17 protein-coding genes are annotated in these 12,078 nt (G+C 41.5%); 9 read left to right on the top strand and 8 right to left on the bottom strand.

The genetic code is table 11. From position 1 onward, the window contains the following. Positions 1 to 333 precede the first annotated feature (333 nt). Entirely contained in the window at positions 334 to 1,275 is a 942-nt protein-coding gene (locus tag FD32_RS01180; protein WP_053002989.1) for a replication initiation protein, read from the bottom strand. Positions 1,276 to 1,454: 179 nt separating this feature from the next. Between FD32_RS01180 and FD32_RS01175 the strand changes: the two genes are divergently transcribed. The 9 genes from FD32_RS01175 to FD32_RS10005 all read left to right on the top strand — a co-directional run bounded on the left by FD32_RS01175 (position 1,455) and on the right by FD32_RS10005 (position 7,046). Beyond that, positions 1,455 to 2,015 carry a DUF536 domain-containing protein gene (locus tag FD32_RS01175; protein WP_047767142.1) on the top strand — a complete coding sequence of 187 codons (561 nt, stop codon included), beginning with the start codon at positions 1,455 to 1,457 and terminating at the stop codon, positions 2,013 to 2,015. A gap of 194 nt (positions 2,016 to 2,209) precedes the next feature. Beyond that, complete coding sequence (locus FD32_RS01170) at positions 2,210 to 2,425, top strand: hypothetical protein (protein WP_056962088.1); 216 nt, start codon at positions 2,210 to 2,212, stop codon at positions 2,423 to 2,425. Between the two features lie 16 nt (positions 2,426 to 2,441). Beyond that, entirely contained in the window at positions 2,442 to 2,669 is a 228-nt protein-coding gene (locus tag FD32_RS01165; protein WP_047767138.1) for a DUF2922 domain-containing protein, read from the top strand. A 60-nt stretch (positions 2,670 to 2,729) separates the two neighbouring features. Next, entirely contained in the window at positions 2,730 to 2,972 is a 243-nt protein-coding gene (locus FD32_RS01160; protein ID WP_047767136.1) for a hypothetical protein, read from the top strand. A gap of 184 nt (positions 2,973 to 3,156) precedes the next feature. Beyond that, positions 3,157 to 3,993, top strand: a complete 837-nt coding sequence (locus FD32_RS01150) for a tyrosine-type recombinase/integrase (RefSeq protein ID WP_047767132.1) — start codon at positions 3,157 to 3,159, stop codon at positions 3,991 to 3,993. Positions 3,994 to 4,006: 13 nt separating this feature from the next. Then, complete coding sequence (locus FD32_RS01145; RefSeq protein WP_053002988.1) at positions 4,007 to 4,333, top strand: single-stranded DNA-binding protein; 327 nt, start codon at positions 4,007 to 4,009, stop codon at positions 4,331 to 4,333. A 213-nt stretch (positions 4,334 to 4,546) separates the two neighbouring features. Continuing rightward, the gene (locus FD32_RS01140) at positions 4,547 to 5,623 is read left to right on the top strand and encodes a replication initiation factor domain-containing protein (RefSeq protein ID WP_161795065.1); all 1,077 of its coding nucleotides are present in this window, start codon (positions 4,547 to 4,549) and stop codon (positions 5,621 to 5,623) included. After that, positions 5,620 to 6,372 (top strand): LysM peptidoglycan-binding domain-containing protein, encoded by a 753-nt coding sequence (locus FD32_RS01135; RefSeq protein ID WP_053002987.1) that lies wholly within the window; start codon positions 5,620 to 5,622, stop codon positions 6,370 to 6,372. The genes FD32_RS01140 and FD32_RS01135 overlap by 4 nt, the downstream gene beginning before the upstream one ends. A 515-nt stretch (positions 6,373 to 6,887) precedes the next feature. After that, complete coding sequence (locus tag FD32_RS10005) at positions 6,888 to 7,046, top strand: hypothetical protein (RefSeq protein WP_156410630.1); 159 nt, start codon at positions 6,888 to 6,890, stop codon at positions 7,044 to 7,046. Between the two features lie 361 nt (positions 7,047 to 7,407). Here the strand turns inward: FD32_RS10005 and FD32_RS01125 are convergent, their stop codons facing one another. The 7 genes from FD32_RS01125 to FD32_RS01100 form a co-directional block, all read right to left on the bottom strand. Further along, entirely contained in the window at positions 7,408 to 7,995 is a 588-nt protein-coding gene (locus tag FD32_RS01125) for a tyrosine-type recombinase/integrase (RefSeq protein ID WP_047767126.1), read from the bottom strand. A 457-nt stretch (positions 7,996 to 8,452) separates the two neighbouring features. Next, positions 8,453 to 8,854 (bottom strand): arsenate reductase (thioredoxin), encoded by a 402-nt coding sequence (gene arsC, locus FD32_RS01120; RefSeq protein ID WP_047767124.1) that lies wholly within the window; start codon positions 8,852 to 8,854, stop codon positions 8,453 to 8,455. A gap of 5 nt (positions 8,855 to 8,859) precedes the next feature. Next, a complete protein-coding gene (gene arsB, locus FD32_RS01115) occupies positions 8,860 to 9,894 on the bottom strand; it encodes an ACR3 family arsenite efflux transporter (RefSeq protein WP_047767122.1) in 1,035 nt (344 codons plus the stop codon). A gap of 62 nt (positions 9,895 to 9,956) precedes the next feature. Beyond that, positions 9,957 to 10,259 (bottom strand): ArsR/SmtB family transcription factor, encoded by a 303-nt coding sequence (locus tag FD32_RS01110; protein WP_047767119.1) that lies wholly within the window; start codon positions 10,257 to 10,259, stop codon positions 9,957 to 9,959. A 226-nt stretch (positions 10,260 to 10,485) separates the two neighbouring features. Then, the gene (locus tag FD32_RS01105; RefSeq protein ID WP_053002986.1) at positions 10,486 to 10,824 is read right to left on the bottom strand and encodes a hypothetical protein; all 339 of its coding nucleotides are present in this window, start codon (positions 10,822 to 10,824) and stop codon (positions 10,486 to 10,488) included. Positions 10,825 to 11,181: 357 nt separating this feature from the next. After that, entirely contained in the window at positions 11,182 to 11,472 is a 291-nt protein-coding gene (locus FD32_RS09695; protein ID WP_235803733.1) for a restriction endonuclease, read from the bottom strand. 53 nt (positions 11,473 to 11,525) lie between these two features. Continuing rightward, positions 11,526 to 12,078 (bottom strand): winged helix-turn-helix domain-containing protein (locus FD32_RS01100; protein ID WP_275453127.1); only part of this gene is annotated, 553 nt, incomplete at its 5' end.

The raw sequence follows: 12,078 nt of genomic DNA, 5'->3' as shown, positions 1-12,078 counted from the left end.
AAAAAAAAAAAAAAAAAAAAAAAAAAAAAAAGCGTCCCAAGTAGCGATCCCCCTACTGTCATGTTTTAAGTTTGTATATTCAATCATTTTTCTCCGTCCTTTATTTCATCTTGGCTAAACCGTGTTAATAATCATAATTTTGGCTAAACTGTGTTAATAACTGGCCAAACTGTGTTAATAACTTGGCTAAACTGTGTTAATACTTTGGCCAAACTGTGTTAATAACTGGCTAAACTGTGTTAATAACATCTGAAACTCCTTGTCCCCCAAGGGCTCCAGCAACCGTAAAAGAGTATATAAAAGAGTATATAAAAGAGTATATAAAATTGTCGCTCAATCTTGTAAAAATTTTTGCTTTAAGACGGCAACATCTACTCCTTTTTTTACTAGCTCTTTCTCCAAATTAGGCATAACACGACCTGACTTTAACATCTGAACATACAAGTCTTTAATATCATTCGCTGAAGGCCTGTCTAGTGGAGCAACTTGCTCCGCTTTTAATCGTCGATAGACAGGTTCTTCTGTCACATGAGCGGTAATATCTTTTCGTGCATAAGCAGGTTCCTTAATCCAGGTTGCCTTAAACGCAATAATCGCAGCGCCACGCCCGCGCTTAGGAACAGGGCCAGTAGGATTCTTGAGTTGTGCCCGACGAATAGGTATCAACCTGAACCCAGGGATAACGAGTGGCAATTCGCTGTTAATCACACTCACAACACGCTCCATAATATGCTGTGGCGCATAACTGCGGGGTATATCTAATAAGTAACGGAATTCATTAATTTTAAAACGGCGCACACCGGTAGTGCGAAACTGCTTCACCAGCCGATACATCGTCTTAGAATACGTGCTCCGCAGCCCCACAAACTGTTCTAGGCCAAAAACGGTCCATCGGTCGAGATCATTGAACAAGCCCTTAAAACGGCTGTTAACGGCAATGGTAACGGTCTTCTTTGAGCGACTAATCTGGTACATGTCGAAGAGAGTAAAACGGGTGATAGTATCCCCATCATCGGTTTTGGCATTAAGCTGGATCAATTTATCATAGGTCGACTCTAAATCACTAATTAAGCGCTCCTCGCTACGCTTATAGTTAGTCATTTGGACAACCTGGTCAAAAGATAGGGTAATCTGATCCACACCTTTATCGCGTACCTGGGCTGCAATTGCAAAGAAGAGATCCATTTCGGAGGGCTTAAATTTGCGCAGTGGTATGTCGTTTAAGCGATTACGATATTTAACAATGTTACGGGTATTTTGATTATCATTAGTCATAAGGCACCCCAAAAGTTATTCACACATAGTTTTAAATTATGTTCTAATAACAATATACTCCTCTAGTAAATGAGTTGAAAGCGTAAATGCCATTCAGCAAATAAGAAGTAAAAAGTATCCGTAAAAGGTATAATAAGAGTGGAAACTAATGAATACCGAGAAATATGGAGGTGTTTCCAATGCCCACTAGACGCTACACTATCAGGGAATTAGCAGATGAGTTACACGTAACAAAACCAGGAATTCGCAAACTAATGACTGACAGTTTCCGCAAACAGTATACGGAAACGGAAGGAAACAGAATTTTAATTAATAGTGCTGGCGCAAGGGTAATTAGAAAGCATTTCAGAAGGTATAAAAACGATAACAAATCGAAAGCAGAAACGAAAACTAAGAATAGTTCCCAGAAACAAAGAGAAACTGTTTTCGATACTGTTACAAACACTGTTATATCGGCAAAACAAGAAACAATCGATATGCTAAAAGAACAGCTTAAAGCAAAGGATGATCAAATTGCTAACATGCAAAAACTGATGGATCAAAACCAGCAGCTCTTGCTTAACACCCAGGCGGAAAATAAACGTCTACTTGCTCTTACCCATAACGTCAAGAACGACAATCTAGAGGATGGCGAGTATCAAGAACAAGACGCTACATTGGCAACAGAACGCACGAGGAACAAAGGCGCCCAGTCTCAGGACTCAACGGAAGAGAAAAAAGCTTGGTGGAAATTTTGGTAATTAGGACTTGTGTAAACGCTTTCTTTATGGTACACTATTAGTTGCATCAAGGAATAAATAAACAATAATTAGAGATATGTATATTAAGTGCTGGTGACGTCTCAGGTACTTTGGAGACGAGAATGACTAAGTTGGTCACACCAGCACTTTTTGTGTGCCTCAAAAAAGTAGGTATGACCGGAAAGGAGCCCCACATGGAATTAAAATTCCAACCTAAGAACGCTAGCATTACCATGAAGGTTGTATCTGATGCTTTTCCTAAGGGGAAGCAGTACACCCTTAATCACCTTGTAAATGACGTTGAGCCTAAGGTAGTTGAAACGCTGAATAATGCATTTGGAATGCTAGTTGACGGTAAACTAACCGCCACAGAGATCCATAAGACAGATGCAGTTTATACCGAAGAATAAGGAAGGAGTGAAATAAATGGAAACCTACTTAAAGCTAAAGTTCTTAAATAGTAATGGTAAGTCAAGCTTTATTCGGATTAGTAATCCAAAGAAGGATCTAACTACGGATACCGTCGGAACAGCGATGGAATTGATCTGTAGTACAAAGGCCTTTGAAAAGGGCGACACGGATATGTACGAAAAGGCTTTGGGAGCCAAGTACGTAACGACTACCGAAAACGTTATTTTTGATAATAAACAATAAGCGGGACGCGGGTCTACCGAAAGGTATCTCGCCCCGCTTTTTTGATGAAAGGAAAACAAAATGAAAGTAAAACTCCAGCAGGTTCTGGCCCTGGAAAGCTATGCCCAAACGGTCTACCGCAAATGTGAATGCTGTAAACGAGTTCGGGATATTTACTTCCGTCTCAATGTTAAGGACGCTAAGACTGGTGAAATGCTGGTTGGTTCCTTGGAGTTGTGCAAGGATTGTGGTAGAAATTTTGGCGAAATAACCAATTCAGAGGTCGCAACCGAACGGACAATTGAGGAATTTAAATTTGAGTAGTGAGATTTTTCGGTATGCAGCAGAGCAGGCGGGGGGATTACTGATTGCGATTATCCTAATAATGCGGATCGAGACAAAACTTGACTGCTTGACTGGCGAAATTGCGCGATTAACTGATACCCTTACTGGCCAAATTCTAATCAATGCGAATACCAAAATTAAGACACGATAAATTTATAGATTTATGCAAGACAAAGAAATTATTGAAAAGTTCCTCCAGAATATGCATCTGGAGGGCAAGGCTGTCGGTACTCTTAGAGTGTATGCTAACCGGATTAAGCAGTGGTATAGCTTCCTTATGTCATGTGGAATTGGGCTAAGAGCCGCTACTCATAAAGATATTCACGATTACGTGAACTGGTTACACGAAAAAAAACAAAAAAATTCGACAATAAAAAATGCAATGACCACAATTTACGTATTTTATACGTGGGGGCAAAAAAATGACATCATGACTAATGTGCCGTTGAGTCCAGTCGACTATCCAACAGTCCGCAATGAAAGAATCAGGCGACTAACTGATGATGAACTGAAACAGCTGATTGCTTACGTTGACGGGTTGCAGGAGAATCTTCGAGCAGCTTTTTGGTGCATGATTGGCACCGGCGCCCGAGTCGGGGAAGTCGCTCATCTAACGGCAACAGATGTGTCCTTGCGGGGGCAGTCAGTTTATATCGACATTCGCGATGCTAAATGGGGCAGTGATCGCTGCATTCCTATTACGGATCAACGAGCGGCGCGGATTGTTTGGCGTTTTCGTCAAACGGTCCCGATTGACTCCCGACCACTATTTCGGGTCTCTAAACGGACCTTGCAGTGGTATGCGACCCAGTTTAGTAAGAAAACCGGGATTAATTTTCACTGTCATTTATTGCGCCACACCTATGCAGCGCGCCTGACGGAAAAGGGGATTCCTATCACGACAATTCAGTATCTACTAGGACACAAAAGTATTGCCATGACGGCCCACTATGCTCAGTCAGCGCTAGTTGATGTACGTGGAATTACACCAAAGATTTAAAGGAGACATGATGATGAATAATATTAAGCTTTTAGGACGTCTAACCGCTAAACCTGAGTTAAAGCAGAGCAGTAAGGGACGTAGCTACGCCTTTTTCACGGTTGCTACACCACGGCAAAATAACCGTGATGAGGCCGATTTTATCCGTTGCATTGCCTTTGATAAGTTAGCGGATGCAATGGCAAAGCACTGTGGTAAAGGTCGCCAGGTATTATTGGATGGTCGTCTGGAGGTAAATGTCTCCGATAAAGGAGACGGCAGTCCGGTAGCGTTTTTCCATACCGTAATTGCAAACCACGTTGACTTTCTCCATGATCCAAATCGTGAAGCAGTGGCGTAGCCGTTGTCAATGGTAAGCGCACAAGCAATAGCGCGGAGCATTAAGGAATTGACAACAATTTGCCGATGACACTATCGCCGGTTTCCGGAAACAAAGCCATTTGTTTTCCGGACGCCCCACGGCGAGTGCAAGGGGTCCGGGGAAGGTCCCCGGTATTACCCCCACCCACTAATAGGGGGGTAATAAATACAGAAACGTTAAAGGACATGAAAGATGAATCCCCAAATTACCAACTTACAGACTTCAATTGACTGGCTGGAGTTCACCGTCATGGAGTTTTCTGTCGATGATGTGCTCAATCAGATCCTTGAACTCCCTCGTCCAGAGTTTTCCATGCTCGATAAGGGGCGTTTTGGCTACCAACACCAGCTGAAATGGGTTGGTGGTAATGTTTTCGTGATGTTTAACGATACCGAGAAAAATCCACAAACTAATAACTTAAACACCACTGGTATCGAAAACGGAAACGAAAACAGAACGGAAACAGATCGGATGGGAATCCATGTCATGATTAGTGGAACCGGCGTTCGCGAGTATGAGGGTCGTAATCATCTTAAACGGTTACTGTTATTTCTAACAGTTCTAGATAGTCGTGTGAATTTTTCCCGGATTGACCTTGCAATCGATGACTTTCAAGATTGTTTAATTAACTTTAGTCGCATTCATCACGCCGCAATTGAGCGTCTTTTTACTTCACGATGGAATAAGTGGGACGAGGTGAATAGCCGTCAGAGTGCCAGTGGTGAGTTTCTCGGTCGAACCATGTACTTTGGCTCGCAGACTTCCAGTATCTTTTGCCGAATTTACGATAAGACTCTGGAGCGGAAGGCCAATAGTGATGATCATGTTGTCGTACCTGACCACTGGACACGGCTAGAACTAATCTACAAAAAGGAGCGGGCTAAAAAGCTCGTTTACTACCTCATCGATAACAAAACCCCGGTTGGTACGGCAATTCGTGGGACACTAAACCAGTATATTAGATTTCTTAAGGATCCTCCAAAACCAGATAGAAATAAGTCCCGCTGGCCGAGTGCCGACTGGTGGAATGAACTATTAGCGGGAGTTAGTAAGCTTCCGCTGACCATCCAGCGTAAGGAAAAATCAATTGATGACATGGAAGAGTGGGTTGAACGGCAAATTGCGCCGACGATTGCGGCCATTTTAACGGCTAGGGAAGGCGACATGGATTGGTTGCATGAAATCATCAGTAAAGGGGCTCAACGACTTTCACAGAGTCATAAGGACGCAATTGCACAGTACTTAGATAGACAGGAGATTACGAAATGAGTAGTTATGATCGCGTTGCATGGTGTACGGAACTTTCACCAACTGACCACGAATACTTTAAGAAAATGAAGGATGACGGCATTGATACTGCCGTTATCTGTTTGAAGGTTGCTGGAGCGCCGGCAACGATATCAGGCATGCACCAGACATATGCGGCCCGTGCGGCTGGAATGATCGTTCATGCCTGTTGCGTCACTGACTTAGTGGATCCGCAGCTTGATGCAATAAATTTTGCAGGGCGATTAAATGGTCTCCGCTACCCGGCAGAAACGCGGTTGGCAATTATGCCTTTGCCCGACCCGAGAATGGGAGATCCAGAGCCCTTAATTTGGGAATTTATCAAAGAATTGCAAGAGTACCGTCCTAATGCGGATATTGACATCTGTGTAACCAAGGAGCAAATCTTCAATGCAGAAATCATGCTGTGCTTATTGCCGGCCGGGATTAACCTGACCGTCGCGAACCCAGGCGGCCTAAATGCGGGTGTTAAGGAGGCTGGTACGTGGATCTACACCAGTACCTATAATGGCCAGCCGCAGTTGCTTGCATATGACTTGTACCAATACTACTCGCGGCCGACATCGCGAGGCGTTCAGCTAAGCCTCGATAACGAACATGAGGCACGAGAAGGCGATACCTGGTGGATTATTGCCAAGCAGTACGATGTCGGGATTCTCGACTTACTTGCGCTAAATAAGGCTAATATTAGTGACCGAATTATCCCTGGGCAACGAATCCGGGTGGCATAGAAACGGGCTCCATTTGTGGGGCCTGTTTTCGTTTTCGAACATGTGTTTGCTTTAAAAGCCTGACGGTGGTATATTAAAATTTGAAATTTCGATTGCGCAATCACCCATGAGGTGACAACTATGAAAGTGTATATGGTTTGGGATCAGTATACAGACGAGTATTTCAGCATGGTTTCTGGGGAGCTCCGCATTAACCGTCTGGGAGCGTATAGTTACGATAAAAAACATGCGGCATACGTACTAACTAGGGTGAAGAAAATGTATCACTCTATGCAGCGCCCGTGGTTCTCACTCATGCTCAAGGAGATACCGATTATGCGAGTAGATCTGACAGAGCCAACCTATCTAACGGCGTCCGCTCGTCTATTTACATCGCGAAAACTGAGCTTTTATGACGGTTTACGCCAGCTTAAATATGAGCAAGTCCGTCGATATAACGACTATATCAATTACGATAATCACATACAGACACATGCGTTAAAGATGGCGCTGAGCACGATTTAGGGGGTAGCAGAATGGATGAATATACTAAGTGTAAGCTGATGGGCATGTTGCGAATTATTTCACCTGAGGAGCTCCAACATCGTGCACTTCTTGCCCAAAATGACGATGAACGACGGATTTGGCGAGCACTGTATACCCTAAAGCGGCAGCAACGAACTATGAAGCAATGATGCTGTGCATGTCTGTCTACCCGCTGGAATGAAGCTCGGCGGTGAGGGGGCTAGTTAGGGTCCAAACGGAAGCCGGTACGGCTGGAGGGACCCTGGCTAGACCACTCCCGCACGATTGCGGAATGGAGGCGGGTAGACAGACATGCCCCCGACTTTAAAAGGAAAGGGGGGCCATAGAAGGGACGTCCTCCGTTCGGCCGTCTCCCTCCTGGCGCTTCAGCCGTGCCGGCTTCCGTACCGCCAGGAGAGAGCCAGCCTTCACTACAAACGCCCCTTCTATGGCCACGATATCGGCAGCAGAGTAAAAAGATGCGACTGAGCAGCAAAGATCTCGCCACTCAGTCGCTTTTTACGTATACTATCAATCAAAATCTACTTGGTCGAGCATCTTTTCCCGACTAACCTGGTCTAACCCTAAATATTTTAAGGTCATGGCTTCTGATGAATGGTTTAGCAGTTCCATGACAAGTCCGATGTTGTAATGAGTCTGAATATAAACCCGGTAAGCACCCGTTTTACGCATGGTATGAGTTCCCAGGTAATTTAGTCCCAGTAAATCGCCTGTTTTGTGCATGACCTTGTAAAATTGCTTTTCGGTGATATGTCGAGAATGATCGCGTGTCGATGGAAAGAGCCATTCCGATTCAATGTTCTGTTCCGTCAACCACCGAAAGTAAGCAGTTAAATCCGATTTAACCGGTTTTAAGTACAGAATATTGGGTTTCCCGGTTTTCTTATCCTTAATGTACGCATTTTTCTTAATGGATCCATCTTCATTGAAGATTTCACTGCGTCTGAGAGCCAATACATCACTCACTCTGAGCAGAGTTGCCTTGCCAACTTGGAAAATCGTGTAGTTCCGGCGACCGTAGCGAAAATTATTGAGCAAAGTATCCTCAACTTCATGAAGAATGTTAGTATCTTTGATGGGGAGAACGAGTTGTTTCATATCCAATGCTCCTAATGGAATTTCATGTTATAATACAAGTGTAAAAGATGATTGATGATTTTGCATTTGGCTTTCATCAACACAAAAGCCCCCAAGCTATGGCAGTAGCAAGGGAGCTTTTTTTGTGGGTTGAGTGCTGTCACAATTACCTACCTATCACTTACGCTGGTGCAACCAATACGCCAGGTAAACGGGAATTATCGCGAGCGATAATTGTGATAAATAGTGTAAAAGATGAATAATCAGAAAATGCATTGGCTCTCACCTCCAAACATTAGAAAATCGATTCTAAGTTGAATGTGACAGCTTCTAAATTGTAACATAATCTAATTATTAAGCCCCTTATTTAAGGAGCCATTTTTCACATATATAGACTAAAAGCCCTTATATTTTGATTATAGAATATAGGGGCTTGATATATCAATGTTTACGAGGGGGTATTTGCTACAAATAGACCCTAAATTAATCCTTTAACTAATTGTTTAATCTCATCACGTACTTGGCGAAACACTACCATTTTCTGTTCAGGAGTACCTTTAGCTTGTGCGGGATCAGGTAACGGCCAATGAACGCTTTGGGCCTGAGGAGGAATCACCGAACAGCGGTCCCTAGCATCACCGCATAAAGTCACAATTAAATCAGCTGAATTGAAATAATCTAGGTCAATCAGCTTTGATTTTTGCTGACTAATATCAATGCCGTCTTCAGCCATGGCCTCTACTGCGTAAGGATTAAGACTGTGTTTTTCAACACCAGCACTTCTACATTCATATTGATCCTTGAGCAATGCTTTGCCATATCCTTCAGCCATTTGGCTACGACAAGAATTACCAGTACATAGGAAATAAATCTTTTTCATAGCTTTTAATAGAATTTTCTCTTAATCCATAATGCCACATCAACTAACAGAATCATCACTGGTACTTCGACCATGGGGCCAATAACGGCCGCAAATGCTTCTCCTGAATTTAGTCCAAAGATACCAACGGTAACCGCCACGGCTAATTCAAAGTTGTTACTTGCAGCCGTGAACGATTGAGTAGCCGAAACTTCATAACTTGTGCCTGTCTTCTTTGCAATCCAGAAAGTGATAAAAAACATCAAAACAAAGTAAAGAAGCAAGGGAATTGCAATTCGAACAGCATCTAATGGAAGTTGAACTACTCGCGCTCCTTTAACTGAAAACATAATAACAATGGTAAAAAGTAATGCCCAAGTAGTAATGCGGCTAATTTTAGGAACATACTTCTCTTCAAACCAATCTTTGCCTTTATGATGAATAATTAGGTAGCGAGAACCAATTCCTAAAATGAAAGGAATACCAAGATAAATAAAGACAGTCTTAGCAATTTCACCCATGGTAATATTAACCGTTTGCGTTTTAATATCGAATAGCTTGGGTAAAACACTGATAAGGAAGTAGGCATAAATAGAATAAAAGATAATCTGAAAAATTGAATTCAAAGCCACTAGACCAGCAGCGTAATCATTATTCCCATGTGCTAATTCGTTCCAAACAATGACCATCGCAATACAACGTGCCAGCCCAATCATAATTAAGCCAATCATGTAATTAGGATAATTTCGCAGAAAAATGATAGCTAAAGCAAACATTAACAGGGGACCCACAATCCAATTTTGGATTAGTGAAAAAGTTAGTTCTTTCTTATCACGAAATACATCACCCATTTTTTCATAATTAACCTTAGTTAATGGCGGGTACAGCATTAAGATTAAGCCAATTGCAATCGGAATAGACGTAGTTTCCACTGACCAACTGTTGATCAACTTAGGCAAGGAAGGGAAAATAAATCCACTTAAAATCCCAAGTGCCATAGCTAAAAACACCCATAGGGTCATGTAACGATCCATAAATGATAGGTTTTTCGACGTCTTCATATTAATCCCCTTCATATAGATAATTATCTATGTTTGCGGTAAAAATAAAAGGATTATCTTTTTTAATTAGCATCCTTACACATACAATTGTCAGTATTGGACAGCGTACGGGTTAAGCCGTTAATAATAAGTGCAGTCGTGTCTGGATTTAATGAATAGTAATGCCATTTTAACTTCTTACTTACGATGACCAATCCTTTATCCTCTAATACTTTCATATGATGAGAAAGCGTTGGTTGGGTAAAATCAAAGTGATCAAGAATGTCGCAGGCACACATTTCACCACAGGAAAGCATTTCAAGAATTTTAAGCCGATTTGGTTCAGCAACTACCTTAAGCAAGTTAGCTAATTTTTGATAATCCATTTACGTTACCTCTTATATAGATGTGCATCTATATAATAGCCTATTATGTAATAGTTGTACATATTGCCATAAATAATGCTGTTTAAACAGGGGTGATTCATCACAAATAGACCCTATTTGCTTAAGTGATTCCGTAAATCATTTAAAAGCTGGCTGAGCTTATCGTTGTCTTTTATGAAGTTTAATAGAAAATTCTTGGTGATAGTGAATTGATTATTACCATTTTTTATTTTTTCTTTAGTACGTAGTATTTGTCCATCTGGATCATCTGATTCCTTGTATGAAGTGATTGGAAAGCTATGGATAATTCGATTACGTCTTCATGAAACAAATACAATATCTCATCATGTCCATTAAATGCGGAAGAATAATGTTTACCTTGAATCATGGAGTTAATAGTACCGCTTTCTTGATCTATCAAATACCACCAATCACGATAATCGCTAATATTAAGCATATTCTCGATAATAAATGCATTATTGGCGTTAAAAACATACAAAGCAGTACCTAATAAAGTCATGTATTCTGGGTCTGATACTGGTTGATTAGAATATTGAGAACGCATTAATTTTTACCCTCTTTTCTAAAAAGCATTGCATTCATAGGCTAATATAGTAAACGAGTGTTAAACTAATAAAGTCGTTCGTCACCCTTGTCATGCTGAGAGGGGGTGAGAGCCATGCACACTTTAATCGACAACATATCTCAGCTTGTCAACGCACTTATTATCGTGTGGTTTACGTGGTGGCTAGACAACCGTAAGCATTGATATTAGTGTAATCGAACGACTCTAGCTACGCAAAAAGCCTTCAGCAACTTAGGACCTTGCTGAAGGCTTTTGTGTTTGTCATGTGCCATGCACTCGACAACATATCTCTTTTTACATTATAGCATGCCTTAGGTTATTTTCTACTACTGAGACCTAATCGAAGCAATCGCGATTAAGCTTATATGTTGTAAATTGTTGCTCAATCTCAATACCAACATGATACTTAATCATCAAATTAGTTAACATATCACCGTTCACCAAGATGATATTGAGGTCTCGTGCAGCTTCAATAGCACCTTTCGTAAACGAAGAGGTCGTGATAAAGACCCCACGGTTGGTATGACGAAGTTTAATCGCCCCAGCAAAGGCCGCTATTTCGGGACGCCCAACAGAGTTTGAAGGGGCATATCGCTTAACTTGAATGTAGACCTGTTGAAGACCCAGCGGATCTTGGTTGATTACGCCATCAATTCCACCATCATTTGACTTGTTAGTGACTAATGATTGGCCATCATTACCCTCTGATAGCCCATTGCTGAAAGTAGTTGAACCATTAGGCGCTCAAACTTATAAGGGTCCATTTTAGTCATTTTATCGAGTAAATATGTTTGAACTCGTTCTATGGAGGAATCAACCCAGTCCTGAACTTGTTGTTCACTCAATTCTTGACTATGTTTCTCCTCTTGAGGGCCTTTCTTTCCTTTTTGACCTGGATTTTCTTTGAAAAATGGCTCGTTAAAGATAACCATCTTGGTTACGTCTAACCCAAATTTAGCCGATATCTCTTTGCCTCTATCCGTAACGATATACGTGGCGCGTTTAATACGATGTAGAAAATTAGCTGAAGTCAAGTAGCTGATTGCCCAACCAATTCGGTTGTAAATAATTCGGTCATGATATTTGCTAGAATAACGGAGCTTTAATATATTATCTGGAATATTAACCGCTTTTACCGTACTTGCGATTAATTCATTACTTTTCCAGACTTCTTTTGACTGTGCCACCTGCAAAACAACACCTAAAAAAAAAAAAAAAAAAAAAAAAAAAAAA

The organism is Limosilactobacillus panis DSM 6035 (genome assembly GCF_001435935.1).
GTDB classification, from domain to species: domain Bacteria; phylum Bacillota; class Bacilli; order Lactobacillales; family Lactobacillaceae; genus Limosilactobacillus; species Limosilactobacillus panis.
This window is presented reverse-complemented; position numbering and strand designations above follow the sequence as displayed.

Bases quoted from the DNA above. Each gene is read 5' to 3' on its own strand.
- arsB (WP_047767122.1), bottom strand. From the start codon at position 9,894: ATGAAGACGTCGAAAAACCTATCATTTATGGATCGTTACATGACCCTA.
- FD32_RS01110 (WP_047767119.1), bottom strand. From the start codon at position 10,259: ATGGATTATCAAAAATTAGCTAACTTGCTTAAGGTAGTTGCTGAACCA.
- arsC (WP_047767124.1), bottom strand. From the start codon at position 8,854: ATGAAAAAGATTTATTTCCTATGTACTGGTAATTCTTGTCGTAGCCAA.
- FD32_RS01160 (WP_047767136.1), top strand. From the start codon at position 2,730: ATGAAAGTAAAACTCCAGCAGGTTCTGGCCCTGGAAAGCTATGCCCAA.
- FD32_RS01140 (WP_161795065.1), top strand. From the start codon at position 4,547: ATGAATCCCCAAATTACCAACTTACAGACTTCAATTGACTGGCTGGAG.
- FD32_RS10005 (WP_156410630.1), top strand. From the start codon at position 6,888: ATGGATGAATATACTAAGTGTAAGCTGATGGGCATGTTGCGAATTATT.
- FD32_RS01170 (WP_056962088.1), top strand. From the start codon at position 2,210: ATGGAATTAAAATTCCAACCTAAGAACGCTAGCATTACCATGAAGGTT.
- FD32_RS01175 (WP_047767142.1), top strand. From the start codon at position 1,455: ATGCCCACTAGACGCTACACTATCAGGGAATTAGCAGATGAGTTACAC.
- FD32_RS01125 (WP_047767126.1), bottom strand. From the start codon at position 7,995: ATGAAACAACTCGTTCTCCCCATCAAAGATACTAACATTCTTCATGAA.
- FD32_RS01165 (WP_047767138.1), top strand. From the start codon at position 2,442: ATGGAAACCTACTTAAAGCTAAAGTTCTTAAATAGTAATGGTAAGTCA.
- FD32_RS01105 (WP_053002986.1), bottom strand. From the start codon at position 10,824: ATGCGTTCTCAATATTCTAATCAACCAGTATCAGACCCAGAATACATG.
- FD32_RS01180 (WP_053002989.1), bottom strand. From the start codon at position 1,275: ATGACTAATGATAATCAAAATACCCGTAACATTGTTAAATATCGTAAT.
- FD32_RS01150 (WP_047767132.1), top strand. From the start codon at position 3,157: ATGCAAGACAAAGAAATTATTGAAAAGTTCCTCCAGAATATGCATCTG.
- FD32_RS01135 (WP_053002987.1), top strand. From the start codon at position 5,620: ATGAGTAGTTATGATCGCGTTGCATGGTGTACGGAACTTTCACCAACT.
- FD32_RS01145 (WP_053002988.1), top strand. From the start codon at position 4,007: ATGAATAATATTAAGCTTTTAGGACGTCTAACCGCTAAACCTGAGTTA.